At 57.6% G+C, this 26435-nt stretch carries 30 protein-coding genes and 1 other annotated feature; of the genes, 18 read left to right on the forward strand and 12 right to left on the reverse strand.

Annotated features, from left to right (window positions below; translation table 11 throughout):
- The 4 genes from cho to B3797_RS16270 all read right to left on the reverse strand — a co-directional run bounded on the left by cho (position 1) and on the right by B3797_RS16270 (position 3713).
- Positions 1 to 861 carry an excinuclease Cho gene (gene cho / locus B3797_RS16255; protein ID WP_311791609.1) on the reverse strand — a complete coding sequence of 287 codons (861 nt, stop codon included), beginning with the start codon at positions 859 to 861 and terminating at the stop codon, positions 1 to 3.
- Positions 862 to 984: 123 nt separating this feature from the next.
- Positions 985 to 1809, reverse strand: coding sequence for an ammonia-dependent NAD(+) synthetase (nadE, locus tag B3797_RS16260; protein WP_311781567.1), 825 nt, complete (start codon positions 1807 to 1809; stop codon positions 985 to 987).
- A gap of 126 nt (positions 1810 to 1935) precedes the next feature.
- Positions 1936 to 3129 carry a multidrug effflux MFS transporter gene (locus tag B3797_RS16265; RefSeq protein WP_311781566.1) on the reverse strand — a complete coding sequence of 398 codons (1194 nt, stop codon included), beginning with the start codon at positions 3127 to 3129 and terminating at the stop codon, positions 1936 to 1938.
- Positions 3126 to 3713: a helix-turn-helix domain-containing protein gene (locus B3797_RS16270; protein WP_311781565.1), complete on the reverse strand. Its 588-nt coding sequence runs from the start codon at positions 3711 to 3713 to the stop codon at positions 3126 to 3128. Before B3797_RS16270 ends, B3797_RS16265 begins: the two co-directional genes overlap by 4 nt.
- Before the next feature lie 192 nt (positions 3714 to 3905).
- On the opposite strand from B3797_RS16270, the gene osmE reads away from it, so the two are divergent.
- Complete coding sequence (gene osmE, locus B3797_RS16275) at positions 3906 to 4241, forward strand: osmotically-inducible lipoprotein OsmE (protein ID WP_311781564.1); 336 nt, start codon at positions 3906 to 3908, stop codon at positions 4239 to 4241.
- 98 nt (positions 4242 to 4339) lie between these two features.
- Here the strand turns inward: osmE and B3797_RS16280 are convergent, their stop codons facing one another.
- The 6 genes from B3797_RS16280 to hxpB form a co-directional block, all read right to left on the reverse strand.
- Complete coding sequence (locus B3797_RS16280) at positions 4340 to 4723, reverse strand: DUF6515 family protein (RefSeq protein WP_311781563.1); 384 nt, start codon at positions 4721 to 4723, stop codon at positions 4340 to 4342.
- 195 nt (positions 4724 to 4918) lie between these two features.
- Entirely contained in the window at positions 4919 to 6310 is a 1392-nt protein-coding gene (locus tag B3797_RS16285) for an L-cystine transporter (protein ID WP_311781562.1), read from the reverse strand.
- A gap of 155 nt (positions 6311 to 6465) precedes the next feature.
- Complete coding sequence (locus B3797_RS16290) at positions 6466 to 7056, reverse strand: metal-dependent hydrolase (RefSeq protein ID WP_311781561.1); 591 nt, start codon at positions 7054 to 7056, stop codon at positions 6466 to 6468.
- Positions 7057 to 7242: 186 nt separating this feature from the next.
- Positions 7243 to 8004 (reverse strand): 2-dehydro-3-deoxy-D-gluconate 5-dehydrogenase KduD, encoded by a 762-nt coding sequence (kduD, locus tag B3797_RS16295; protein ID WP_311781560.1) that lies wholly within the window; start codon positions 8002 to 8004, stop codon positions 7243 to 7245.
- Positions 8005 to 8020: 16 nt separating this feature from the next.
- A complete protein-coding gene (gene kduI, locus B3797_RS16300) occupies positions 8021 to 8857 on the reverse strand; it encodes a 5-dehydro-4-deoxy-D-glucuronate isomerase (RefSeq protein WP_311781559.1) in 837 nt (278 codons plus the stop codon).
- Positions 8858 to 9048: 191 nt separating this feature from the next.
- A complete protein-coding gene (hxpB, locus tag B3797_RS16305; RefSeq protein ID WP_311781558.1) occupies positions 9049 to 9729 on the reverse strand; it encodes a hexitol phosphatase HxpB in 681 nt (226 codons plus the stop codon).
- A 143-nt stretch (positions 9730 to 9872) separates the two neighbouring features.
- Between hxpB and B3797_RS16310 the strand changes: the two genes are divergently transcribed.
- On the forward strand, positions 9873 to 10409 hold the full coding sequence (locus tag B3797_RS16310) for a YniB family protein (RefSeq protein ID WP_311781557.1): 537 nt from the start codon (positions 9873 to 9875) through the stop codon (positions 10407 to 10409).
- Between the two features lie 4 nt (positions 10410 to 10413).
- Here B3797_RS16310 and B3797_RS16315 read toward each other — a convergent pair whose 3' ends face one another.
- Positions 10414 to 11307, reverse strand: a complete 894-nt coding sequence (locus B3797_RS16315) for a fructosamine kinase family protein (protein WP_311781556.1) — start codon at positions 11305 to 11307, stop codon at positions 10414 to 10416.
- A gap of 135 nt (positions 11308 to 11442) precedes the next feature.
- Positions 11443 to 11733 carry a type V toxin-antitoxin system endoribonuclease antitoxin GhoS gene (gene ghoS, locus B3797_RS16320; protein ID WP_311781555.1) on the reverse strand — a complete coding sequence of 97 codons (291 nt, stop codon included), beginning with the start codon at positions 11731 to 11733 and terminating at the stop codon, positions 11443 to 11445.
- A gap of 353 nt (positions 11734 to 12086) precedes the next feature.
- Here ghoS and B3797_RS16325 point away from each other — a divergent pair, with 353 nt between their 5' ends.
- The 16 genes from B3797_RS16325 to B3797_RS16400 all read left to right on the forward strand — a co-directional run bounded on the left by B3797_RS16325 (position 12087) and on the right by B3797_RS16400 (position 26430).
- Entirely contained in the window at positions 12087 to 12848 is a 762-nt protein-coding gene (locus B3797_RS16325; protein WP_311781554.1) for a DUF481 domain-containing protein, read from the forward strand.
- Positions 12849 to 13087: 239 nt separating this feature from the next.
- On the forward strand, positions 13088 to 15016 hold the full coding sequence (thrS, locus tag B3797_RS16330; RefSeq protein WP_311781553.1) for a threonine--tRNA ligase: 1929 nt from the start codon (positions 13088 to 13090) through the stop codon (positions 15014 to 15016).
- A gap of 4 nt (positions 15017 to 15020) precedes the next feature.
- Positions 15021 to 15563 (forward strand): translation initiation factor IF-3, encoded by a 543-nt coding sequence (infC, locus tag B3797_RS16335; protein WP_033747527.1) that lies wholly within the window; start codon positions 15021 to 15023, stop codon positions 15561 to 15563.
- A gap of 99 nt (positions 15564 to 15662) precedes the next feature.
- Complete coding sequence (gene rpmI / locus B3797_RS16340; protein WP_081137701.1) at positions 15663 to 15860, forward strand: 50S ribosomal protein L35; 198 nt, start codon at positions 15663 to 15665, stop codon at positions 15858 to 15860.
- 97 nt (positions 15861 to 15957) lie between these two features.
- On the forward strand, positions 15958 to 16314 hold the full coding sequence (rplT, locus tag B3797_RS16345; RefSeq protein WP_010616241.1) for a 50S ribosomal protein L20: 357 nt from the start codon (positions 15958 to 15960) through the stop codon (positions 16312 to 16314).
- A 115-nt stretch (positions 16315 to 16429) separates the two neighbouring features.
- Positions 16430 to 16554, forward strand: a sequence feature (Phe leader region).
- On the forward strand, positions 16435 to 16479 hold the full coding sequence (pheM, locus tag B3797_RS16350; protein WP_001386830.1) for a pheST operon leader peptide PheM: 45 nt from the start codon (positions 16435 to 16437) through the stop codon (positions 16477 to 16479). Its footprint overlaps the feature before it by 45 nt.
- Positions 16555 to 16624: 70 nt before the next feature.
- Positions 16625 to 17608, forward strand: a complete 984-nt coding sequence (gene pheS, locus B3797_RS16355; RefSeq protein WP_311781552.1) for a phenylalanine--tRNA ligase subunit alpha — start codon at positions 16625 to 16627, stop codon at positions 17606 to 17608.
- A 14-nt stretch (positions 17609 to 17622) separates the two neighbouring features.
- Positions 17623 to 20010 carry a phenylalanine--tRNA ligase subunit beta gene (gene pheT / locus B3797_RS16360; RefSeq protein WP_311791610.1) on the forward strand — a complete coding sequence of 796 codons (2388 nt, stop codon included), beginning with the start codon at positions 17623 to 17625 and terminating at the stop codon, positions 20008 to 20010.
- 4 nt (positions 20011 to 20014) lie between these two features.
- A complete protein-coding gene (ihfA, locus tag B3797_RS16365; RefSeq protein ID WP_033747517.1) occupies positions 20015 to 20317 on the forward strand; it encodes an integration host factor subunit alpha in 303 nt (100 codons plus the stop codon).
- 205 nt (positions 20318 to 20522) lie between these two features.
- The gene (locus tag B3797_RS16370) at positions 20523 to 20873 is read left to right on the forward strand and encodes a DUF2502 domain-containing protein (protein ID WP_311791611.1); all 351 of its coding nucleotides are present in this window, start codon (positions 20523 to 20525) and stop codon (positions 20871 to 20873) included.
- Positions 20874 to 20972: 99 nt separating this feature from the next.
- Entirely contained in the window at positions 20973 to 21956 is a 984-nt protein-coding gene (btuC, locus tag B3797_RS16375) for a vitamin B12 ABC transporter permease BtuC (RefSeq protein ID WP_311791612.1), read from the forward strand.
- Positions 21957 to 21994: 38 nt separating this feature from the next.
- On the forward strand, positions 21995 to 22537 hold the full coding sequence (locus tag B3797_RS16380) for a glutathione peroxidase (RefSeq protein WP_311791613.1): 543 nt from the start codon (positions 21995 to 21997) through the stop codon (positions 22535 to 22537).
- Between the two features lie 2 nt (positions 22538 to 22539).
- Positions 22540 to 23280, forward strand: a complete 741-nt coding sequence (gene btuD, locus B3797_RS16385) for a vitamin B12 ABC transporter ATP-binding protein BtuD (RefSeq protein WP_311791614.1) — start codon at positions 22540 to 22542, stop codon at positions 23278 to 23280.
- Positions 23281 to 23352: 72 nt separating this feature from the next.
- Positions 23353 to 23814, forward strand: a complete 462-nt coding sequence (locus tag B3797_RS16390; RefSeq protein ID WP_311781546.1) for a C40 family peptidase — start codon at positions 23353 to 23355, stop codon at positions 23812 to 23814.
- 314 nt (positions 23815 to 24128) lie between these two features.
- Positions 24129 to 24860: an EAL domain-containing protein gene (locus B3797_RS16395; RefSeq protein WP_311791615.1), complete on the forward strand. Its 732-nt coding sequence runs from the start codon at positions 24129 to 24131 to the stop codon at positions 24858 to 24860.
- A gap of 133 nt (positions 24861 to 24993) precedes the next feature.
- Positions 24994 to 26430, forward strand: a complete 1437-nt coding sequence (locus B3797_RS16400) for a protein adenylyltransferase SelO (protein WP_311791616.1) — start codon at positions 24994 to 24996, stop codon at positions 26428 to 26430.
- The last annotated feature ends 5 nt before the right edge of the window (positions 26431 to 26435 follow it).

Genomic DNA, 26435 nt, shown 5'->3' on the forward strand with positions numbered 1-26435 from the left:
TTATAAGGGTTCGACAGGATAGTGGCCGGAAAGCAGCGGCCGACACAAAATTTTATAGCCGTCATGGTCAAAGCCGCTCGGCGCGCGTTTTAGCTGGCGCGCCTCCTCCATATCGTTGACCGATCCCAGATAGAACCAGTGATCGATAACGTGGATCTGCGTCATCAGCTTCCCTTCCTCGATCAGCGCCACCGGGCCTTGCCACGGCCAGCAGATCACCCGTACGCTCTCCAGCGCCTCCACCAGACGCGCCTGATGTTCGCTTAGCGTCTCGCGGCCGCAGCAGGCGCCTGCGCAGCGGCGCAGGGCGGCGCGGAAACAGGCGCGGTTGGCGCTCAGCTTTTCCAGCCCCAGCAGCCCGTGACAGAGCTGATGCTCGTCAGCGAGATACTTAAGCGTCTCCAGCGCCTTATGGCGGCTGCGGTAGAGACCGAACAGATCGGGAGAGTGGGAAAAGTCGACGTCGCGCGCGTAGACCACTTCAGGCTTGCCGTCGGCGATGCGAATCGAACAGAGCTGGCGATTCTTACGCAGGCGCTTATTGAACAGCGGCTGCTGCGTCTTGATCATCTGCGCTTCCAGCAGCAGCGCGCCGAGATCGCCAGCGGTCGGGATCCAGCTGACGCGCCGCGCCTGACGCAGCATGCGCGCCTCTTCCGGCGTACGGAAATGGGACATCACGCGCGATCGCAGATTGATGCTTTTCCCGATATAGAGCGGCAGCGTCTCGCTGTCACCGTGGAAGGTATAGACGCCCGGCTGATTTGGTAAACCTTCCAGCCATTCGCGCAGATGTTCGGGATATTCGTAGATAGCAGCCGCATCGAACTCGAGGCGGTGCGTGGCGGCACGTCGAACCAAGACAGACTCCTGTAACTGTGTATTCATACAGCATATCAGTCTGTTCAGGCTTTCGCCAGCGGGTTAGCGAGTGAACACAGCGGCAGGGAAAATTTCCCCTGCCGGAGGGCAGGGGAAAAAGGGTTATTTCCAGAAGTCGTCGAATACCGTAATCGGCGGGCGACGCTTGTGCTCGGTCTTGGTATACCAGTTTTCAATGATTTTTGCCGTTTCCGGCGCGACGCTTTTGCCTTCCAGGTAGTCGTCAATCATTTCGTAGGTAACGCCGAGCGCGACTTCATCTTCAAGGCCAGGACGATCGTCTTCCAGGTCCGCCGTCGGGCGTTTCAGGTAGAGATGTTCCGGGCAGCCCAGCGTCTTCAGCAGCAGTTTGCCCTGACGTTTGTTGAGGCGGAACAGCGGGTTAATATCTGTGCCGCCGTCGCCATACTTAGTGAAGAAGCCGGTCACCGCTTCCGCCGCATGGTCGGTGCCGACTACTACGCCCTGCGTCATACCGGCGATGCTGTACTGCGCCTTCATGCGCTCGCGCGCTTTTTCATTGCCGCGCACAAAGTCAGAAAGCTCAATGCCCGCTTCCCGCAGCGCGCGTTCGCTGGCCAGCACCGACTCTTTGATATTTACCGCCAGCGAGCGATCCGGCTGGATAAACGCCAGCGCGTCCTGGCAATCCTGCTCATCCGACTGCACGCCGTAGGGCAGGCGCACAGCGATAAAGGCGTAGGCCTTGTCGCCGGTCTCTTCGCGCAGTTCGCTGATCGCCATCTGCGACAGTTTGCCCGCCAGCGTAGAGTCCTGACCGCCGCTGATGCCCAGCACCAGGGTCTTCAGAGACGGGTAGCGCTTCAGATAGCTTTTGAGGAAATCAACGCTGCGGCGAATTTCCTGCTGCGCGTCGATAACCGGGTTAACGCCGAGTGCTGTAATGATTTCCTGCTGCAGTGACATGAATTTCTCCTCAAGACGGTGGCCTGTCGGCCCGAGCGAACCATCTATTAAAGCTAACGCGCATCGCTGAAAACAACAAGCCAAAGCGCCAGTTGTTTCCAGTTAAGTGTTGCGATATCAGGCAGTTTATGTGCGCGGCGCGGGCTTCTGCGCCAGGAAAATAAACATCAGAATCGCCAGCATAAAGCAGCCGAAGATCGTGCCGGTCATGCTGAGCAGCGAGGTGCCGCCAAGGCCGGTGATGGGTACTGAAATGGCGCCAAGCGAGAACATGCAGACGCCAATCACCGCTGAGGCGCTGCCGGCGCGATGCCCCTGGCTCTGCATCGCCAGCGACGAGGCGGTAGTGGCGATGACCCCGTTGCTCGCGATAGTGAAGAAGAGCGCTACCAGCACCAGCGGCAGCGGCGCGGCGGTAACGCCCGCCAACAGCAGCAGACTGGAGGCAACGAACGCCAGCGTCAGGCCGCCTTTCAGGACGCGATACTCACCCCAGAGCGGGCAAAGACGCGCGCTGGTCTGCGAGGCGATGACCAGGCCGATGCCGTTCGCCGCAAAGCAGAAGCTGAACGCCTGCGGTGACAGGCCGTAAATCTGCTGCAGCACGAACGGCGAGGCGCCGATATAGGCGAACATGCCCGACATCATAAACGCCTGCGTCAGGCAGAAACCCATAAAAGGACGATGGACGATAACCTGGCCCAGTGCCGCCCAGGCGGAAAACACCGAGCCCTGGCTACGACGTTCCGGGGGCAGGGTTTCGTGCAGCTTCCAGCGCGCCAGCAGGATAAGCAGCAGCGCCGTCGCGCCCAGCACCACAAAGATGCCGCGCCAGTTAAGCACCGTCATCAGCACGCCGCCGAGCACCGGCGCGCCGATCGGCGCCAGCCCGTTCACCAGCATCAGCAAGGCAAAGAAACGCGTCAGTTCATGGCCGCTGTACATATCCCGCGCCACCGCACGCGACAGCACCGCGCCGCCTGCGCCCGCCAGGCCTTCGAACAGGCGAGCCAGCAGCAGCTGGTGGATATCCTGCGCCAGCGCGCAGCCAATCGAGGCGACAAACAGCAGCACCAGCGAAAGCGCCAGCGGCCGCAGGCGGCCAAACTTATCGCTCATCGGCCCGAACAGCAGCTGTCCGGCGCCCAGGCCGAGCAGACCGGCGGTCAGGCTAAGCTGCGCCGTCGCGGTTGATGTCTGGAGATCGCGCGCCAGTTCAGGCAGCGCGGGAAGATAGAGATCGATGCAGAGCGGGCCGAGCGCCGCCAGCAGGCCCAGCGTTATGGCATAGACCAGTCGGTTATTATGTGCAGGTGTCATTTGTCCTCTGAGGGCTTTACTAAGTCGTGGATCATCTTTTTGTAGAGGGTATTGAGCAGTTCCGCTGACGCTTTCTGCGTCGTCAGTCGGCGAAAAGCGGTGCCTTCAACCAGCACTGCCAGCACTTCGACGCAGGCGGTGAGCTGCGCCTCGCTGAGATGCGGATAGTCAGCGCGCATTTTTTCACAGGCGTTGTGAAACAGTCGCGCCTCGGCATGTTGCAGGATGGCGCTGACGCGCGGATTGCGGCTCGCCTCGGCGGCGACTTCCAGCATCAGTATCTCATCCTCTTCATTCAGGGTTTCGCGGCGGGCGATCATATCGGCGAGATGGCTGGCGTCGGCCTGCTCACTCATCGCCGCCACGCGGCCGTCGACGATGCGTTTCACCATCTCTTCGATCAGCGCGTCTTTGCTGGGGAAATAGCGATAGATTTGTCCGACGCTCAGGCTGGCGGCGCTGGCAAGCTGCGCCATGCTGGCGCCGTGAAAGCCGGACTGGCGGAAACAGCGCCGCGCCGCCGCGATGATCTCATCCTGGCGCATACGATGCCGCGCATCGCGCGCTTCACGCTGTTTGCTCATCCTGCCTCCTGACGTTAGTTTTGAGAGTGTTTATTCTCGCGCTGGATTATACGAGTCGATCGCGATAAGAACAGCTTTTTTACGCTAACCTGACGTTTCAGACTCTACTTAAAAACGCGCCATAAAGTTGATTAATCTGCATTTCTGTTCCAGGCTTAAGCTTACATGGACAATACAACGAGGAACAACAAGATGAAAAAAGCAATGGGATGTATCGCTGCGGCGCTGACGCTGGCCGCACTGTCTGGTTGTACGGCTTACGATCGTGCTGAGAGCTACGTGAGCAAGCCTGTAGTTAAGGATGTGAAAAAAGGCATGACGCGCGATCAGGTGCGCCAGATTGCCGGACCGGCTTCAACTGAAATCACGATGGTTCACGCGCGCGGCACCTGCCAGACTTATGTGCTGGGCGAGCGCGACGGTAAACAGCAGACCTATTTCGTCAGCTACAACGACACCGGTCGCGTAATGAACTACGGTTTCCAGAGCTGTAAAGAGTACGATACCGATCCGCAGGCTGCCCAGTAAGCTGAGCAAAAGCGGTAGAGAACAACAAACGGCCCGTCAGTGACGGGCCGTTTTTCATTGGCTGGCTCAGCGCCAGATAAAGCTGCTCGCGCGATGGGTTACAGCCCGGCGGGACGCGGCACCTCAATATATTCGCCATTAATATCGCGCTGATAGTAGTGCCCCTCCTGGACGTAAAAACGTCGTCCGTTGAAGTCGAGCACGCGCATCGCGCTGGCCGGTTCGGCTGGCGGCTGCACCACCACGTAGTTCTCGCCCTGACGCTGATAGTAAGCGCCGTTGAGCATATAGTAGGTCAGGCCGCCGATCAGCACTGCGGTAGCCGCTTCAGGCAGGAAGCGCAGCGGGCCGGGACCACCCCAGCCGCGACCAGGACCGCCCCAGTGCGGGCCCGGGCCTGGGCCCCAACCGCCGGGGTGAGCAGAGACAATGGCTGGCGACAACAGCGTTAACGCCAGCAGTGAGGCGATAACTTTTTTCATGGGTTTTCTCCTGCGATAACTCACTGAAGCATTCTCCTTTTCCGCGTTGAAAACAAGCGCAGAAGCGCGACTTTTTCCTCTCTTTACCACGCTTAACGCTTTCTTAACGAGGCCGCCATAAAGCCACCAGATTATGAAGCGCAGACATAAAAAAACCGGGCGCAATGGCCCGGTTTATGGTGGCGTAAAAGGCGATTAACGGTGCGCCAGCTCCGCGTGCTCCTCGCTCTCCAGCACTGCTTTGTCGGTCAGGCCGAGCCAGCGGCTGGTAAGGGAACCGGCGGTCATCGCGCCGTTGACGTTGAGCGCGGTACGGCCCATATCGATCAGCGGTTCGATAGAAATAAGCAGGGCAACCAGCGTCACCGGCAGACCCATTGCCGGCAGTACGATCAGCGCGGCGAAGGTCGCGCCGCCGCCTACGCCCGCCACGCCAGCGGAGCTGAGCGTAACGATGCCCACCAGCGTAGCGATCCAGACCGGATCAAACGGGTTAATACCTACGGTTGGCGCAACCATCACCGCCAGCATCGTTGGGTAGAGTCCTGCGCAGCCGTTCTGACCAATGGTCGCACCGAAAGAGGCGGAGAAGCTGGCGATCGACTCCGGCACGCCCAGGCGACGCGTCTGGGTTTCCACATTAAGCGGAATGCTCGCGGCGCTGGAGCGGCTGGTAAAGGCGAAGGTGATAACCGGCCAGACCTTGCGGAAGAAACGCAGCGGATTAATACCGTTCACCGACAGCAGCAGCGCGTGCACGCCGAACATAATCGCCAGACCCAGATAGGAGGCAACGACAAAGCCGCCCAGCTTGATGATGTCCTGCAGGTTCGACCCGGCGACCACTTTGGTCATCAGCGCCAGCACGCCGTAAGGCGTCAGCTTCATAATCAGACGCACCAGCTTCATGACCCAGGACTGCAGGGTATCTATCGCGACCAGCACGCGCTGGCCCTTGGCTTCGTCATCTTTCAGCAGCTGCAGCGCCGCCACGCCGAGGAAGGCGGCGAAAATCACTACGCTGATAATCGAGGTCGGGCTGGCGCCGGTCAGATCGGCGAACGGATTTTTCGGCACAAACGAGAGCAGCAGCTGAGGAACGGTCAGATCCGCTACCTTGCCCGCGTAGTTGCTCTGTATTGCAGCGAGGCGCGCGCTCTCCTGCGCACCCTGCACCAGACCTTCAGCGCTGAGGTGGAACAGGCCAGTAACCAGCACGCCGACCAGCGCGGAGATAGCGGTGGTGAACAGCAGCACGCCAATCGTCAGCAGGCTGATTTTACCCAGCGACGAGGCATTATGCAGGCGCGCAACGGCGCTGAGGATAGAGGCGAACACCAGCGGCATCACGATCATTTGCAGCAGCTGTACGTAGCCGTTGCCCACAATATTGAACCAGCTTATTGAGGTCTTCAGCACTTCGCTCTGTTGGCCATAGATGGTTTGCAGCGCCAGGCCGAACAGCACGCCGATCACCAGACCGACCAGCACCTTTTTCGACAGGCTCCAGCCTTGACGGCCGAGGCGCGACAGCAGCAGCAGCAGCGCGACGAAGGCCGCGAGATTAAGAATCAGAGGTAGATCCATATTGGCTCCCGAGAGAGGCACCCGACGACAGCTGTGGTGTCGGGACGCCAGATAATGTTATGCACGAATTAAGTGCCGGTATGTTAACAGTTACCCCGGGTATCGACTTATATCCAAATGGAATGGCTTATAACCAGACAGCGGTTTCTGCTGGTTTAATGCGCTTTTTGCGTGGAAATCAAGCGGGAAACACCATTTTGCAGCGTATCAAAGAGCTGAGAAGGCCAGCCATTCGCACCAAAAGAGGGCGAGCCGGGTGGAAACCAGAGCGCGTAGCCAACCAGCGCCAGGCAGAGCGTACGCTCCAGCTGGTTGCCTTTCTGACTTCTGAGGATGGGCAGACGGAAACGCCAGCGACACGGCCACAGCAGCGGCACCCCGGCAGGAGTCAGCATATCCGCCACAATATGGCTGAGATAGCCCAGCGTCATACCCTGCAGCACATCGGCAGGCAGCAGCCAGTCTTTGGGGACATTAATCTGAAACAGCCACAGGCTGGCGGCTACCGCCAGCAGGCTGTGCGTGAACCCCCGGTGACCAAAGGCGCGCGCGATAGGATGCGACAACCACTTTAAGCGCTGGCCGAGCAGGGATTTAGGATGATCGATATCAGGCAGCAGGCAGGTAAGCAGCGAGGCGGAAATAAGGTGCCACCAGTCGGCCTGCGCCAGCACAGGCGTCAGCTCTGCGCGCTTGGCAAAAATAGCGGTAGCAATAGCGAAAATTACGTGGCCTTCGCCCGTCATGATAAAACCTGGCTGCAAACTGTCGATGCATCCAGTATAGGGATTTATCCAGTGAATGAGAAGTTGTGACGCTGTAACGAAGCGTGAATTTTTTTAGCGAAACGGCGCCGCCAGGCTGCCGTTTCGCCACAGAAAGCCTTTTAGGGTGAGCGCGCGCCGAAGGGCTGCTGGCGCGCCTTCCTGCGCTTAACGCGCCAGCCAGCCGCCGTCAACGGCCAGCGTATAGCCATTCACATAATCTGACGCCGAAGAGGCGAGGAAAACAACCGGACCCATCATATCTTCCGGCACGCCCCAGCGCGCAGCCGGGATGCGTCCAAGAATTTCTGCGCTGCGGCCCTCGTCGCTGCGCAGCTGCTCGGTATTATTGGTCGCCATATAACCCGGCGCGATAGCGTTAACGTTAATGCCGTGTTTCGCCCATTCGTTCGCCATCAGGCGCGTCAGCCCCATCACCGCGCTTTTCGACGCCGTGTAAGAGGGAACGCGGATACCGCCCTGGAAAGAGAGCATTGAGGCGATATTGATGATTTTGCCGCCCTGGCCCTGCGCGATAAAATGACGCGCTACCTGCTGCGACAAAAAGAAGACGCTCTTGGTATTGATGTTCATCACATCGTCCCAGTCCTGCTCGCTAAAGTTAAGTGCGTCTTCGCGGCGGATAATCCCGGCGTTATTGACCAGAATATCGATTTTGCCTGCAGCGTCGATCGCCTGCTCCACGACGCGCGGCACCTGCTCGGTACGAATAAGATCCGCCTGCAGAGACCAGAAGCGGCGGCCCAGCGCTTCGACGCGCTGCTGCGTTTCTGCGGGATCTTCGCGATTGACGCCGATGATATCGCAACCGGCCTGCGCCAGTCCCAGCGCCATGCCCTGACCGAGCCCGGTATTGCAACCGGTGACCAGCGCGATTTTACCTTCCAGATTAAATGCGTTGAGTATCATGAGAGCGCCTCCTTTTTTAGCGCAGATCGCGGATTTTGACATGATCCATGTCGTCGAATACCTGATTCTCGCCGACCATGCCCCAGATAAAGGTGTAGCGTTCGGTGCCGACGCCGGCATGAATCGACCAGCTGGGCGAAATGACCGCCTGCTCGTTGTGCACCAGCAGATGACGCGTCTCCTGCGGCTGACCCATCATGTGAAACACCGCGCTTTCCGGATTCATATCAAAATAGAAATAGACTTCCATACGGCGCTCGTGGGTATGGCATGGCATGGTATTCCACAGGTTGCCTTCATCCAGGCGGGTCAGCCCCATGGTGAGCTGGCAGGTCGGCAGCACGTCCGGCACCAGGTATTTATTGATGGTGCGGCGGTTAGAGGTCGCCGCATCGCCGAGCGTGGTGCGTACCGCCTCCTCTTTACCTATTTTCTTATCGGGAAAGCGGCTGTGCGCGGGCGCGCTGTTGAAATAGAACTTCGCCGGATGGGCCGCATCGCTGCTGCGAAAGCTCAGCGTCTGGGCGCCTTTGCCGACATAGAGCGCCTCTTCCGTTCCAATCTCCCAGACTTTGCCGTCCACCTCAATGGTGCCCGGGCCGCCGATATTGATCACGCCCAGTTCGCGGCGCTCCAGAAAATAGCTTACGCCCAGCTGTTTGCCCATCTCGTTGCCGAAAGAGACGCTGGCGGCGACCGGCATCACGCCGCCGATAATAATGCGATCGATATGGCTGTAGGTCAGGGTGTAGCGGTCAGCTTCAAAGATGTTTTCAATCAGGAACTCGCGGCGTAGCGCGGCGGTGTCGAGCTGTCTGGCATGCTCGCTGTGAATGCTTTGTCGAACGTCCATTCTGATCCCCTCTGGCAAAAAAGGCGTGCGTGCCCCGCAGGGCGTCTGAGGGCATTTTAGGAGGAGTGGAAGATCAATTCAATAAAAATGAAACGTTGTTTTATTTTTTGCGAAGGGGATCATGCCATAAACAAAACCCGCCAGCGGCGGGTCGGGTCCGATAAAGGCGCCATCAAAGGCCCACGCGCGAGTCAGGGCGCAGAGTTGCCCAGAAGATGTGCTGCGGTGAGTTGGGTAAGATCGTCCAGCCTGACGTTCGCCAGCGACCAGCGCGCGTCATCGCGCAGCGCCGCGGGCGGCACCACGATGGAGCGCATACGCGCCGCTTTTGTGGCGATCATGCCGTTAAACGAGTCTTCCAGCGTCACGCAGTTCAGCGGGTCGATGTTCAGCCGCGCGGCGGCATCCAGATAGACCTGCGGATGCGGTTTGCTGTAGGGCAGCGCCTCGGCGGAAACCAGCACGTCGAAATCGTCGCGCAGGTCAAAGAGCGCCAGCACGCGCTCCAGCATCATCAGCGGCGACGCGGAAACCAGGCCGGTTTTCAGCCCGCGCTGGCGACACAGCTGCAGCGCCTGCTTAACCCCCGGCAGTAGCGGGCGCTTCTCCTCAATCAGCGCCAGCGCGCGGGCGATAATACGCGCCGTGACCGTCTGCTGATCCGGGCCTGTCCAGGGCAGGGTTTCATACCACATGCGCACCACCTGATCGATACGCAGGCCCAGCGTGTCCGGCAGCTCGCTGCGGCGTGATAAATCAACGTTCAGCGTAGCGAATATATCCATTTCAGCCTGATCCCACAGCGGTTCGGAGTCGATTATCAGGCCATCCATATCAAACAGGGCGGCATAAACAGGGCGGGTATAACTCATCGGCTGGCTCCTTGTAGAATTTGCGCTACCTTATCATGGGCTGGCTCGCGTCGCGAAAGGGACGCAGGCTACGCTTTTTACAGGAAATAAAAACCACAGGCAGGTAGACTGGCTGCAATCTGGATTGAGGTACAGGAGATACCATGACTTATCAACAGGCTGGCCGCATCGCCATCCTTAAGCGAGTGGCTGGCTGGGCAATCTTTTTGCTCGCGCTGCTGTCGACCGTGATTTCAGTGCTGAGCTTTATGTTCAGACACAGTGAAAAACAGCCGGGCATTGACGCCGTGATGCTCGACTTTGTCCATGTAATCGTCGATATGATCCGCTTCAACACGCCTTTCCTTGGCTTCTTCTGGCAGAACTCGCCGGTACCGGAGTTCCACGGTCAGATGAATCTCGGCTTCTGGATCATCTACATTCTGATTTTTGTTGGTCTGGCGCTGGAAGCGTCCGGTTCGCGAATGGCGCGTCAGGCGCGCCATATAAAAGAGGGTGTTGAAGATCAGCTGATTCTGGAGCAGGCAAAAGGCGGCGATGCCCGTACGCGCCAGCAGCTGGAAGAGAAGATCCGCGTGCCGCACCACACCATCTTCCTGCAGATTTTTCCGCTCTATATCCTGCCGGTGGTGATCGCCGTTGCCGGTTATTTCGTGCTGTCGCTGCTCGGCTTTCTGTAACAGGTCAGGCCGGTCTGGCCTGACGCTGCGCCAGCGCGTCCTCATCCAGCAGTCGCCCGACGGCGAACTGCGCCTCGCTTAACCAGCTGCCGCCGAATACGTTGGCGCGGTTAAGCAGGTAGTAGAGCTGATAGACCGGCTGGCGCTGCGAGAAGCCGTCCGGCAGCGGCCAGACCGACTGATAGCCTTCATAGATCTGCCGCGGCAGATCCGGGAACCAGCCGAGCATCGCCAGATCGCATTCGCGGTCGCCCCAGTAACAGGCGGGATCGAACAGCCAGGGGCCGTTGGCGCTGCCAGCACAGTTGGCTGGCCAGAGATCGCCGTGAAGCAGGGAAGGCTGCGGCTGATGCGTGGCGAGGGCGCGCTGCACGCAGTTTATAATCTCTTCCGTATTGCCGTAGGTGAGGCCTTTCTCTTCAGCGAGCTGAAGCTGCCAGCCGATGCGCTGTTCGGCAAAAAAGACCGACCAGCGGCGCAGCCAGCTGTTGGGCTGCGGCGTCGTGGTGATGTTATTGTCGAAGTCGAGGCCGAACTGCGCCTGTTCGCTCCACTGATGCAGGTGCGCCAGCTGCTGTCCCAGCTGAAAGGCGTTCTCCGCATCCAGCGGCTGAGGCGTGATATATTCCAGCAGCAAAAAGCTCTGGTCGCGGTGATGGCCCACGCCATAAACCGCCGGTACGCGTACGCTTTGCGTGCGCGCCAGTAGCGCCAGCTGATCGGCTTCCCAGGCGAAAAGGGTAAGCATTTCACGACTGTTGCACTTCACGAAAACGTCATGTTCGCCATAGCGAATGCGCCAGGCGGGGTGGATGTCGCCGCCAGGAAGTTCGTGGCGTTCGGTAATATCGGCATGGCCAAACTGTTCGCTTAATAAACGACTAATAGCGTTCCACATTGGGCGATCCTCTTTTAACCTGTCAGGCTGCGGTGTCGGGCAGCACGCTCTACGACCCATTGACGATTATATCGCGTGAATATCGCTCAAAACCCGCGCTTGCGCACAGCTTACCGGAACGAATGGCGGGCGCGTTTACTGCGCAGCGTCACGTAAAAACGCCTCCAGCGTCGTTACGGTGACGTCGGGCGTCTGATGCAGCACGCTCTCGCCAGCGGCGACGGCCTGGCGTTGCAGATCCTCCTGCGACAGGGCGCTGACCAGACCGAAGCTGTTAGTGCCCAATTCGTGGGCGTGACCCTGATCGTCATTAAGCGTGGTGCTGAACCCTCCTGCGATCATCGCGCTGTTGAGCGTTTGGACGTCGCTGAGGCCCGATTCCTGATAGTGAAACGTGACAATGTAACGTTTAAGTCCGTCGCTCATTTTTCACCTCTGTTCGGCTTGACTGAGCACAGCGTAGACCATGGCGAAAAAGCGCGCGAATAATGAACAGGATAAAGGCATTATTTATCACAGGCATAAAAGTAAAGCTGGGTAAAGGCGGGGGTTGCAGGTTCAGAAAAATTTTGTCGCAACTGAGCTGATGTTTTGCTGGCTGCCCCCTATAATGTGCGGCGTTAATGAGAAAATTCCCAATAATCAAGCGTGATTGAGTCTGAATAGCCTGTTTTATGGAGGTTAATACTTATTTACAATACTTACCGTAAATTGCATTGATCGGCCCGTAAAACCCTTCACACTCTTCGTTTTTTAAACTGTCGTACGGGTCACAATAAATGAAAGTGCTTAACAAGCTCTCAGCCGTTCTTTTGCTCTCCGCTGGCGCGTTTTGCCACCAGGCATTGGCGGACAACAACGTTTTTACCGCGATGGACGATCCTTCAACGGCAAAGAAGCCGTTTGACGGCAGCGCCTCCGCAGGCTATCTGGCGCAGACTGGCAACACCACCAGCTCTTCGCTGACCGCGCAGACTAATATGACGTGGTATCAGAGCTCTATGGCGTACAGCCTGTGGGGCAACGCGGCGAACACCTCATCTAATGATGAGCGCTCTTCGGAAACCTACAATATCGGCGGCCGTTCGCGTTACAACCTTAACAGCTTCGATTACCTGTTTGGTCAGGCGAGCTGGCTGAGCGACCGCTTTAACGGCTACGATTCGCGCGATGTGCTGACCGCAGGTTACGGTCGCCAGATCCTGAGCGGCCCCATTCATTCGCTGCGCGCTGAATTTGGTCCGGGCGTGCGCTATGACGATTTCCATGACGGCGGCAGCGAAACCAAAGCGCTGGGCTACGGCGCGCTGAGCTATCAGTGGCAGCTGACCGATAACACCAAATTTATCCAGGGTGTTTCGGTGCTGAGCAGCTTCGGCGAAGATACCACCATCAACTCAGAAACCGGGCTGCAGGTTGGCATTAACGACCACTTCGCGCTGAAGCTGGCCTACAACGTCACCTGGAACAACAATCCGCCGGAGTCCGCGCCCGATCGCACCGACACCAAAACCAGCATTATGCTGACCTACGCGATGTAATTGCCTGCAAAAATCGCTTCCTGACCGCAGCCTGTCTGCGGTTTTTTTTCGCCTGCTCCTCGACTTAGCGGCGTGGCCACGGGTTTTGCTGGCCGCTCAAAGCTGTTATCATCGTCGGCGCACTACAATTCCTGGCGTCATTCCGACAACGTGGGTCTGACATTACGCCAGGCAATCAATTTTACTCAATGTTGTATGTAAGCTTTCGTGTGGCTTACCACTGCAATTAAGGATATTAAATGCCTGTAATTACTCTTCCTGATGGCAGCCAGCGCACCTACGATCGTCCGGTAAGCGTGATGGATATTGCGCTGGATATCGGGCCTGGCCTGGCGAAAGCCTGTATTGCCGGACGCGTTAACGGTCAGCTGGTGGATGCGGTCGATCCCATCACTGAAGATGCCTCTGTGGCCATCATTACCGCAAAAGATGAAGCGGGTCTGGAGATTATTCGCCACTCCTGCGCGCATCTGCTGGGGCACGCTATTAAACAGCTGTGGCCTAACACCAAAATGGCGATCGGTCCGGTTATCGACAACGGCTTCTATTACGATGTCGATCTCGATCATACCCTGACGCAGGAAGATATCGACGCGCTGGAAAAACGTATGCACCAGCTGGCCGAAACCAACTACGACGTTGTGAAAAAGGTCGTCAGCTGGCAGCAGGCGCGCGACGTGTTCGCCGAGCGCGGCGAGAGCTATAAAATCACTATTCTGGATGAGAACATCAGCCACGACGATCGTCCTGGCCTTTATCATCACGAAGAATATATCGACATGTGCCGCGGTCCGCACGTGCCGAATATGCGTTTCTGCCACCACTTCAAGCTGCAGAAAATCGCGGGCGCCTACTGGCGCGGCGACAGCAATAACAAAATGCTGCAGCGTATCTACGGCACTGCCTGGGCGGATAAAAAGCAGCTCAACGCCTATCTGCAGCGTCTGGAAGAGGCGGCGAAGCGCGACCACCGTAAAATCGGTAAGCAGCTCGACCTCTACCATATGCAGGAAGAGGCGCCCGGCATGGTTTTCTGGCATAATGACGGCTGGACTATCTTCCGCGAGCTGGAAGTGTTCGTGCGCAGCAAGCTGAAAGAGTACCAGTACCAGGAAGTAAAAGGTCCGTTTATGATGGACCGCGTGCTGTGGGAAAAAACCGGGCACTGGGAAAACTACAAAGAGGCGATGTTTACCACCTCTTCAGAAAACCGTGAATACTGCATCAAGCCGATGAACTGTCCGGGCCACGTGCAGATCTTTAATCAGGGGCTGAAATCCTACCGCGATCTGCCGCTGCGCATGGCGGAGTTCGGTAGCTGTCACCGCAACGAGCCGTCAGGCGCGCTGCATGGCCTGATGCGCGTACGCGGCTTCACTCAGGATGACGCCCACGTCTTCTGTACTGAAGATCAGGTGCGTGACGAAGTGAACAGCTGTATCCGCATGGTCTATGACATGTACAGCACCTTCGGCTTCGAAAAGATCGTGGTGAAACTCTCCACGCGTCCTGAGAAGCGTATCGGCACCGATGAAATGTGGGACCGAGCTGAAGAAGATTTAGCCGCTGCGCTGAATGAAAACGAAATTCCGTTTGAATTCCAGCCCGGAGAAGGTGCATTCTACGGCCCGAAAATTGAATTTACGCTTTACGACTGTCTCGATCGCGCCTGGCAGTGCGGCACAGTTCAGCTAGACTTTTCCCTGCCAAAACGTCTGGACGCCACATATGTGGGCGAAAATAACGATCGTCAGACGCCGGTTATGATTCACCGCGCGATTCTCGGCTCTATGGAGCGCTTTATTGGCATCCTGACCGAAGAGTTCGCCGGTTTCTTCCCGACGTGGCTGGCGCCGATGCAGGCGGTGGTGATGAATATCACCGATGGACAGGCAGAATATGTCGACATGTTGACACGCAAATTGCAGAATGCTGGCATTCGTGTGAAAGCAGACTTGAGAAACGAGAAGATAGGCTTTAAAATCCGCGAGCACACATTACGTCGCGTCCCTTACATGCTGGTTTGCGGTGACAAAGAGGTGGAAGCAGGCAAAGTTGCCGTTCGCACCCGCCGCGGTAAAGACCTCGGGACGATGGATGTCGATGTGTTTGTTGAGAAGCTGCAACAAGAGATTCGCAGCCGCAATCTTCACCAATTAGAGGAATAAGGTTATTAAAGGCGGAAAACGAGTACAACCGACGCGTCCGAATCGAATCAACGGTGAAATCCGTGCCACTGAAGTACGCTTAACTGGCGTGGATGGCGAACAGATTGGTATTGTCAGCCTTCGCGAAGCTATTGAAAAAGCTGAAGAAGCGGGTGTTGATTTAGTAGAAATCAGCCCCAACGCCGAACCGCCGGTGTGCCGTATTATGGATTACGGCAAGTTCCTTTATGAAAAAAGCAAATCTTCTAAGGAACAGAAGAAGAAGCAAAAAGTTATCCAGGTTAAGGAAATTAAATTCCGTCCTGGTACCGATGAAGGCGACTATCAGGTAAAACTCCGCAGCCTGATTCGTTTTCTGGAAGAAGGCGATAAAGCCAAAATCACGCTGCGTTTTCGCGGTCGTGAGATGGCGCACCAACAGATCGGTATTGAAGTGCTTAACCGCGTGAAAGAAGATCTGACAGAACTGGCAGTAGTCGAATCCTTCCCATCGAAGATCGAAGGCCGCCAGATGATTATGGTGCTCGCTCCCAAGAAGAAACAGTAGGCTTTCAAGTAACAATGACCGCGCAGCGTTCGCGCTGTGCGGTTCTTTGTTCGCCTGTCTGATTCGTTTTATTAACAATGCGAAGTGGATATTTTTAAAATGCCAAAGATTAAAACTGTACGTGGCGCGGCTAAGCGCTTCAAGAAGACCGCTTCTGGCGGCTTCAAGCGTAAGCACGCAAACCTGCGTCATATTCTGACTAAAAAATCAACTAAGCGTAAACGTCACCTGCGTCCGAAAGGCCTGGTGTCTAAAGGCGATCTGGGTCTGGTTGTTGCCTGCCTGCCGTACGCATAAGTTAACTTTTTTATAAATCTGCCTGAAACCTTTGCATAACGGCCGCTGGCCAGCAGGGGATAAGGGCATCACAGAATATTGATACAGGAGAGCTCACATGGCTCGCGTAAAACGTGGTGTAATTGCTCGCGCACGTCACAAGAAAATCTTAAAACAAGCTAAAGGCTACTACGGTGCACGTTCACGTGTATACCGCGTTGCCTTCCAGGCTGTTATCAAAGCTGGTCAGTATGCTTACCGTGACCGTCGTCAACGTAAGCGTCAGTTCCGTCAACTGTGGATTGCGCGTATCAACGCTGCAGCGCGTCAGAACGGCATCTCTTACAGCCGTTTCATCAATGGCCTGAAAAAAGCGTCCATTGAGATTGACCGTAAAATCCTGGCTGACATCGCTGTATTCGACAAAGTGGCATTTACTGCACTGGTCGAAAAAGCAAAATCAGCTCTGGCGTAAGTCAGATGAAAAAGGGAGCTTGCTCCCTTTTTTATTGCCTGTAACTCAAGCAAAAGATTGACATTTTCATCGCTGGGCTTTTCAATAGTACCCTCAGAATCCCAGCAAGGTAACGCAAGCATGAATGCTGCTATTTTCCGTTTCTTTTTTTACTTTAGCACCTGAATCTCAGGGGCTTTTGCGCATAGAAAAGAAACGAAAAATCGCGCCGAAAGCCTCCCTCGTGGAGGCTTTTGTGTTTCTGGCGAAGCATATTGGACGGCAACGTCCCAACGAGAACTGACCAGCCCGCCTGGAAGAAGAGGAAACCATGTCCCAACTCGCAGAACTGGTGGCCCGCGCCACAGCCGCTATCGACGAGGCGACGGATATCGCCACCCTTGACGCGGTGCGCGTCGAATATACCGGTAAAAAAGGCCACCTGACGCAGCTGATGACGACGCTGCGCGAGCTGCCGCCGGAAGAGCGTCCGGCTGCGGGCGCGGTGATCAACGACGCCAAGCAGCAGGTGCAGGAGCGTCTTAACGCTCGCAAAGAGACGCTGGAGTCCGCCGCGCTTAACGCCCGGCTGGCCGCCGAGACCATCGACGTTTCCCTGCCGGGCCGCCGCATCGAAAACGGCGGTCTGCATCCGGTAACGCGCACCATCGATCGCATCGAAACCTTCTTCGGCGAACTGGGTTTCGCGGTGGTGACCGGTCCGGAAATCGAGGATGACTACCACAACTTCGACGCGCTGAATATTCCCGGCCATCACCCGGCGCGCGCCGATCACGACACCTTCTGGTTCGACGCCACGCGTCTGCTGCGTACTCAGACCTCCGGCGTGCAGATCCGCACCATGAAAAATCAGCAGCCGCCGATTCGCATCATCGCGCCGGGCCGCGTCTATCGCAACGATTACGACCAGACGCATACCCCGATGTTCCACCAGATGGAAGGGCTGATCGTCGACAAGAACATCAACTTTACCAACCTGAAAGGCACGCTGAACGACTTCCTGCGCAACTTCTTTGAGGAAGATTTGCAGATCCGTTTCCGTCCTTCCTACTTCCCGTTCACCGAACCTTCGGCGGAAGTGGACGTGATGGGCAAAAACGGCAAATGGCTGGAAGTGCTGGGCTGCGGCATGGTGCACCCGAACGTTTTGCGCAACGTCGGCATCGATCCAGAAGTCTACTCCGGCTTCGCCTTCGGTATGGGCATGGAGCGTCTTACCATGCTGCGTTACGGCGTGACTGACTTGCGCGCCTTCTTCGAAAATGATTTACGTTTCCTCAAACAATTTAAATAAGGGCAGGTTATCCAATGAAATTCAGTGAACTCTGGTTACGCGAATGGGTAAACCCGGCTCTGGACAGCGCTGCCCTTTCTGAACAGATCACCATGGCCGGTCTGGAAGTGGACGGCGTGGAGCCGGTTGCCGGCGCGTTTCACGGCGTAGTCGTCGGTGAAGTCGTAGAGTGCGGCCAGCACCCGAACGCCGATAAACTGCGCGTGACTAAAGTTAACGTCGGCGGCGATCGTCTGCTGGATATCGTCTGCGGCGCGCCGAACTGCCGTCAGGGGCTGAAGGTGGCGGTCGCCACCGTCGGTGCCGTACTGCCGGGCGATTTTAAGATTAAAGCGGCGAAGCTGCGCGGCGAACCTTCGGAAGGGATGCTCTGCTCTTTCTCCGAGCTGGGCATTTCCGACGATCACAGCGGCATTATCGAACTGCCGGGCGATGCGCCGATCGGCATGGATATCCGTGACTACCTGAAGCTGGACGATAACACCATCGAAATCAGCGTGACGCCGAACCGCGCCGACTGCCTCGGCATTATCGGCATTGCGCGTGATGTGGCGGTGCTGAATAGCCTGCCGCTCACCGCGCCCGCTATCGAGCCGGTAGCCGCCACCATCAGCGACACCTTCCCGATCCGCGTCGACGCCACCGATGCCTGCCCGCGCTATCTGGGTCGCGTGGTAAAAGGTATCAACGTCAAGGCTGCCACGCCGCTCTGGATGCGTGAAAAGCTGCGCCGCTGCGGCATCCGTTCTATCGATCCGGTGGTGGATATCACCAACTACGTACTGCTTGAGCTGGGCCAGCCGATGCACGCCTTCGATCTTGACCGCATTGACGGCGGCATCGTGGTGCGCATGGCGGAAGAGGGCGAAACCCTGACGCTGCTTGACGGCAGCGAAGCGAAGCTCAGCAGCGATACGCTGGTTATCGCCGACCACCATAAAGCGCTGGCGATGGGCGGCATATTCGGCGGCGAGCATTCCGGCGTGAATGAAGAGACGCAGAACATCCTGTTTGAGTGCGCCTGGTTCGAACCGCTGGCGATCACTGGCCGCGCGCGTCGTCACGGCCTGCACACCGATGCCTCGCACCGCTACGAGCGCGGTGTCGATCCGGCGCTGCAGTACAAAGCTATTGAGCGCGCCACTCAGCTGCTGCTGGAGATCTGCGGCGGCCAGGCTGGCCCGGTTATCGACCAGACGCACGAAGCGGCGCTGCCGCCGCGCGCCACCATTACGCTGCGCCGCGAGAAGCTGGACCGCCTGATTGGCCACGTTGTTACCGACGAGCAGGTGACCGACATTCTGACGCGTCTCGGCTGCGACGTGACGCCAGGTCAGGGCGAGTGGAAAGCGGTCGCGCCGAGCTGGCGCTTCGACATGGCGATTGAAGAAGATCTGATTGAAGAGGTCGCGCGCGTCTACGGTTACAACAATATCCCGAACGTGCCGGTACAGGCTGGCCTGGTGATGACTCAGCATCGCGAAGCGGATCTGTCGCTGAAGCGCGCGAAAAACCTGCTGGTGGATAAAGGCTACCAGGAAGCGATCACCTACAGCTTCGTCGACCCGAAAATGCAGCAGCTACTGCACCCGGGCGAAGAGGCGCTGATCCTGCCAAGCCCCATCTCCAGCGATATGTCGGCGATGCGCCTGTCGCTGTGGACCGGCCTGCTGAGCGCCGTGGTCTACAACCAGAACCGCCAGCAGAGCCGCGTGCGCCTGTTTGAGAGCGGTCTGCGCTTTGTACCTGATACCCAGGCGGATTTAGGCATCCGTCAGGATCTTATGCTGGCGGGCGTGCTGAGCGGCAACCGCAACGAAGAGCACTGGGATCTGGCGCGTCAGACGGTTGACTTCTATGATTTGAAAGGTGATTTAGAATCGCTGCTCGATTTAACCGGCAAGCTGGACGACATTCGCTTCCGCGCCGAAGCCAATCCAGCGCTCCATCCGGGGCAGAGCGCAGCGATTTATTTGCATGATGAACGAATCGGATTTATCGGTGTGGTTCATCCTGAGCTGGAACGTAAGCTGGATCTCAATGGTCGCACCTTAGTCTTTGAACTGCTTTGGAATAAGGTCGCAGACCGCGTCCTGCCTGATGCGCGCGAGATTTCACGCTTCCCGGCGAACCGTCGCGATATCGCCGTGGTAGTGGCTGAAAACGTCCCCGCAGCAGATATCATCGCCGAGTGTAAGAAAGTTGGCGTAAATCAGGTAGTTGGCGTAAACTTGTTTGACGTGTACCGCGGTAAGGGTGTTGAAGAGGGTTTCAAGAGCCTCGCCATCAGCCTGATTTTGCAGGATACCAGCCGGACACTCGAAGAAGAGGAGATTGCCGCGACCGTTGGCAAATGTGTTGCGGCATTAAAAGAGCGATTCCAGGCAACCTTGAGGGATTGAACCTATGGCGCTTACAAAAGCTGAAATGTCAGAGTACCTGTTTGAGAAGCTTGGGCTGAGCAAACGCGACGCGAAAGAGCTGGTGGAGCTGTTTTTTGAAGAGGTTCGCCGCGCTCTGGAAAATGGTGAACAGGTAAAACTGTCTGGGTTTGGTAATTTCGACCTGCGCGATAAAAATCAGCGTCCAGGCAGGAATCCAAAAACGGGGGAAGATATTCCGATTACCGCGCGCCGCGTGGTAACGTTCCGCCCGGGTCAGAAGCTGAAAAGCCGTGTCGAAAATGCTTCTCCGAAAGATAACGACTGACCGATTTCAGTGTTCTAAAAAGGCCGCGCAAGCGGCCTTTTTCATTTCTGCGCCGCGCGCGCTGTTTTTCACTCTCCACGCTCTCTTCACTCTGTCAGCTTTTTGTAAGCATACGGGAAATAAGCTGAAAATCCGCCTGCGCCGATAGTGACCCGCAAAAGGCTTTTGTTATAACAGCGCCCACGGATAACAAGAGACTACCCTGATGAAAAAAACCGCACTGCTTTTAAGCATCCTGCTGGGGATGCCGTTGCTGGCGAGCGCTCATGCTCCGCATCATGACAACGCGCCGGGCCATGATGTCCATATCGGCGATCGCGATCATCGCGGCTACTACTGGGACGGCTATGACTGGCGTCCGGCGAAATGGTGGCAGGCGCACCATGGCCGCAATGTCGGACTGAAAGGGCCGCATGGCTACTGGAACGGCAACGGCTGGCAGGCACAGCGTCCTGAGCAGGGCAAGCCGATGGCGAAGCGCGACAACCCGGCGCATAATGACCACCCGACGCGCAACGACCGCGAGCCGGTGCCGCCGCGTTCTAACCACAACTGATCCTCTTTGCGGCGCCCTGCGGCGCCGCAAACGCCAGCCTTTCTTTTTCCGCCAATCTCTCTACAATCAAATCTCTGTTTTCTCAGCGAATCCTCGATTATGTCCCTGCTGGAGCAGCTTGCTCATCAGGCGGATCGCCGCAGCCGTCGCGTGCTGCTGGCGCTGTGCCTTATCCTGCTGGCGTTAATTGTTCTCAGCCTGTGCGCGGGTGATAGCTGGATCGCCCCGGCCCGGTGGCTGAGCGACAGCGGTCAGCTGTTCGTCTGGCAGCTGCGTCTGCCGCGCACCCTTGCGGTGGTGCTGGTCGGCGCGGCGCTGGCGGTCTGCGGCGTCGTGATGCAGGCGCTGTTTACCAATCCGCTGGCAGAGCCGGGCCTGCTCGGCGTTTCTAACGGCGCGGGCATCGGGCTGGTGCTGGGCGTGCTGTTTGGCAGCGGGTCGCTCTGGAGCCTGAGCCTGGCGGCGATGGCGGGCGCATTGCTGATCACCCTCATCCTGCTCCATTTCGCCCACCGGCAGCTCTCCGTAACGCGACTGCTGCTTACCGGCGTGGCGCTGGGCATTATCTGTAGCGCCATCATGACCTGGGCGGTCTACTTCAGCACCAGCCTCGATCTGCGCCAGCTTATGTACTGGATGATGGGCGGCTTCAGCGGTATCGACTGGCGTTATGGCTGGATGATGCTGGCGCTGCTGCCGGTCACCGCTGGACTGATCGCCACCGCGCGCGTGCTCAATCTGCTGGCGCTTGGCGAAACCCCGGCGCAGCAGCTGGGCCTGTCGCTCTTTTTCTGGCGCAATACGCTGGTGCTGGCAATGGGCTGGCTGGTCGGCGTCAGCGTCGCTATGGCGGGCGCAATCGGGTTTATTGGTTTAGTTATTCCGCACCTGCTGCGGCTGAGCGGCATCAGCGATCATCGCTATCTGCTGCCGACGTCGGCGCTGGCGGGCGCTAGCGTGCTGCTCGCCGCCGACATTATTGCGCGTCTGGCGCTTACCTCGGCGGAATTGCCAATCGGCGTGGTAACCGCCACGCTGGGCGCGCCGCTGTTTATCGCGCTGTTACTCAAATCTTCGCGCTAGCTTCGGCTGGCTTTCCGCATCCACGACAGGAGACTTTTATGGGCCTTTATCAAACTGAACTGATGACGATCGACGGCGAAAAAACCACGCTGGAAAAGTGGCAGGGCAAGGTGCTGCTGGTGGTGAACGTGGCGTCAAAATGCGGTCTTACCCCACAGTATGAACAGCTGGAGGCGCTGCAGCAGCAGTATCAGGCGCAGGGCTTCAGCGTGCTGGGCTTTCCCTGCAATCAGTTCCTTGAGCAGGAACCGGGCAGCAATGAAGAGATTAAAACCTACTGCAGCACCACCTGGGGCGTGACCTTTCCCATGCTGGCCAAAGGGGACGTCAACGGCCCGGCGCGCCATCCGCTCTATACGCAGCTGATCGCGGCGCAGCCGGAAGCGGTACGTCCGGAAGGCAGCGGCTTTTACGAGCGTCAGGTCAGCAAAGGCCGCGGGCCGAAAGCGCCGGGCGATATTCTGTGGAACTTCGAGAAATTCCTGATCGACCGTCAGGGCAACGTAGTGAAGCGTTTCGCACCGGATATGACGCCGGACGATGCCATTATCCAGCAAAGTATTCAGCAGGCGCTGGCGTAACAGTGATCATAAGCCTCAGGGACGCCGCCGTTCCCGGACGGCTGGCGTCTTTCTCCGCCGAAGTGGTCGCTGGCTCGCTGCTGCATCTGGTAGGGCCAAACGGCGCGGGCAAAAGTACACTGCTGGCGCTAATGGCGGGGATGCTGCCGGGCGAGGGAGAGATCCGGCTGCTGGGGCGTCCGTTGCGCGAATGGCGCGGTCCGGCGCTGGCGCGGGTGCGCGCCTGGCTGCCGCAGCAGATCGCGCCGGGTTTTATGCCGGTTTATCACTATTTGCGTCTTCATCTGAGCGAGGCGCAGTCGGATGCGCCGCTGGTAACGCTGCTGGAGAAACTGCAGCTGCAGGACAAGCTGGCGCGTCCGCTGGCGCAGCTGTCAGGCGGCGAGTGGCAGCGCGTCAGGCTGGCGGCGGCGTTCGCCCAGATCGACCCTGCTCTTAATCCACAGGGGAAAGTGCTGCTGCTGGACGAACCGATGACGGGGCTGGATATTGCCCAGCAGAACGCCGTCCACAGCCTGATTGTCGGGCTGCAGCGCGCCGGCGTCTGCATTATCGCCAGCAGCCACGATCTCAACCATACGCTGCGCCATGCCGATAGCGTCTGGCTGATGGCGCAGGGCAGCGTGATAGCGCAAGGCGCGCCTGCGGCAATCCTGACGCCCGAGCGTCTCAGCGATCTCTATGCTATCCCGTTTCGCCTGCTGGAGCTGGACGGCCAGCCGCTGCTGACTGCACAGCCCTGACGGCCACGTCTTGCCAGGCTGCGCGCCTGACGCTAGAGTGTGGCCGTTGCGATTAACAGAGGATGTGCGCGAATGCGGGCAGGCGTGATTTTACTGGTTTTGATCCTGGCAGGATGCAGCGGCCATCGCGCGCCGCCGGTCAACGGCCGCCTGTCGGATTCCATTATGGTAGTGGCGCAGCTTAACGAACAGCTGGGCCAGTGGCGCGGCACGCCCTATCGTTACGGCGGTATGAGTCGCGGCGGCGTCGACTGCTCCGGCTTTGTTTATCTCACCATGCGCGATCGGTTCGATCTGCAGCTGCCGCGCAGCACGCGGGCGCAAAGCGATATCGGCACGCGTATCAGCAAGGATGAGCTGCAGCCGGGCGATCTGGTATTTTTCAAAACCGGCCGCGGCGAAAACGGCCTGCACGTTGGCATTTACGACAGCGACAACGCCTTCATTCACGCTTCCACCAGCCAGGGGGTGATACGCTCCTCGCTGGACAACGCTTACTGGCGCAAAGCCTTCTGGCAGGCGCGGCGCATTTAAGGCAAATTAACGGACGCCTGGATCGCGGTTCGTCCTAATAGTGATGTAAATAGCGGCAAAAAAAACCGGCATAATTTAGCTCTTATTTAAAATGGCACTTTACGCTGCTGAAAAATAATTATATCAATAAGACAGAGATTTAATTATCTGGTAAAGGGTATTTACGCTACCGTTATTTGGCTTAGGGATCTGGCGCAGCGGGCAAAGCGAAATTTAACGGCAAATATGTCCATCTCTTCCTGGCTTTGGTACTATTGCCTGCCTGATTTCGATGATATACGATGCGCCAGTCGCCACTTTATCTGGCTGTAAAAATGAAAGTTCATTTATCTGCCGACTATCAGTCGGAAATTTGGTTTTATCCTGCCTGTACAATTAGCGGGCAGCTGGTGGCCGTCGAGCTGGTTAGCCAGTTCGTGCATGATACTGCGCCTGTAACCTTGCCGCAGGACTTGTTGTTGCCGCAGCTTAATGAGACGCAGAGGCTGCGTCTGCTGCAGCGCCAGATTGGTTTACTGGAGCAACATTACGAATTCTTCAATAAAAATCATGTGCTGGCATTAATGCGAATTGATGAAAATCTGGCGCAAACGCTGCTGGCGAGTGAATTGCTGATACGTAAAATTAAGCAGCTCCCTTTTTTATTACTGGACCTTAGTGAAACGTTTCCGCAGCTTTTAAACGGAATTAACGATCCTCTTATTTCTGCGCTAAAACAACAGTTCCGTTTATCATTATCTCATTTCGGTGCCGGTAAATCTTCGACCCGCGCTGTCTACGATAATCTGTTCGACTGCATCAAACTCGATAAACAATTTATTCAGGCGCTGGCGAAACGTGCCTCTTTTCAGCCTTTTATTCAGAGTATCATCGATAACTTTTGCAGCCATACGCAGCTGATGATTATTTGCGGCATTGACGACAAAACGCTGCTCGATAAAACGGCGGCGCTGCAGAATGCTGTGCTGCAGGGCGCACTTTTCCCGCCGGTTAAAGCCGAGGCGCTAAAACGCCTGATTGCGAGCGAATGCTGCGCTCCCGATTAAGCCCGCCTGTTGTATTTGATTTCCCACAACTATACTTGCGGTGTCTCGCGCGACTGCGGCGGGACGGCCCGATATCCGGTTTTTCACAGCGACGGCGGCCCTGGTTTCGCCGGGCTACCGCTCGGGAGAGTATATGTTGTTTGATAACAGCTGGCAGCGCGAGCTGCCGGGATTCTATACCGCTCAGATGCCGACCCCGCTCAAGGGCGGCCGTCTGTTTTATCACAATGCGCCGCTGGCGCAGACGCTGGGCGTTGACCCGGCGCTTTTTGCTGGCGAAGGCCATGGCGTATGGTACGGCGCCGCGCTGCTGCCCGGCATGCAGCCACTGGCGCAGGTCTATAGCGGGCATCAGTTTGGCGTCTGGGCCGGCCAGCTGGGCGACGGCCGCGGCATTTTGCTGGGCGAACAGCGTCTCAGCGCGGACAGCAAAGTTGACTGGCATCTGAAAGGCGCCGGACTCACTCCTTACTCGCGCATGGGCGATGGACGCGCCGTGATCCGCTCCACGGTGCGCGAGTTTCTCGCCTCCGAGGCGCTGCACCACCTGGGCATTCCCACCACGCGCGCCCTTGCTATCGCCATCGGCGACGAGCCGGTCTATCGTGAAACGCCAGAGCGCGGCGCGACGCTGATGCGCATCGCTGAAAGCCATCTGCGCTTCGGCCATTTCGAGCATTTCTTCTACAGCCAGCAGCAGGAAAAAGTAGAGCAGCTGGCGGACTATGCGCTGCGTCACCACTGGCCGCATCTGATTAACGAGGCGGATAAATATCTTTTATGGTTTACCGACGTCGTTGAGCGCACCGCGCGGCTGATCGCCCAGTGGCAAAGCGTGGGATTTGCGCATGGCGTAATGAACACCGACAATATGTCACTGCTGGGACTCACCATCGACTACGGCCCTTACGGCTTCCTTGACGACTATCAGCCCGGCTTTATCTGCAACCACAGCGATTATCAGGGGCGCTACAGCTTTGAAAATCAGCCGATGATCGGCCTGTGGAACCTGAACCGCCTGGCGCATGCGCTTTCCGGCCTGCTTAACGTCGATCAGCTTAAACAGGCGCTGAGTCGTTACGAGCCGGAGCTGATGCGGGTATGGGGCGAACGTATGCGGGCGAAGCTGGGCTTTACGCAGGCCGACAGCGGCGATAATGAGCTGCTGGTGGAGCTGTTGTCGCTGATGGCGCAGGAGCGCAGCGACTATACCCTGACGTTCCGTCTGCTCAGCGACACGCAGCCGCAGGAAGCGCGCTCGCCGCTGCGCGACGAATTTATGGATCGCGACGCCTTTGACCGCTGGTATCAGCGCTACCGCGCGCGTCTGCTGCAGGAAGAGGTTGCCGATGAGACGCGACAGCAGCTCATGAAGGCCGCCAACCCGGCGCTGGTGCTGCGCAACTATCTGGCGCAGCAGGCGATTGACGAGGCGGAAAAGGGCGAAAGCGGGGCGCTGGCGCGGCTGCATCAGGCGTTGCAGCAGCCCTTTAGCGACGAAACGGCCGCTGAGTATCGTCAGCGGCCGCCGGACTGGGGTAAAACGCTGGAGGTGAGCTGCTCCAGCTAGGCGGC

The organism is Pantoea sp. UBA5923, assembly GCF_002431095.1.
In the GTDB taxonomy this organism is placed as follows: Bacteria; Pseudomonadota; Gammaproteobacteria; order Enterobacterales; family Enterobacteriaceae; genus Pantoea; species Pantoea piersonii.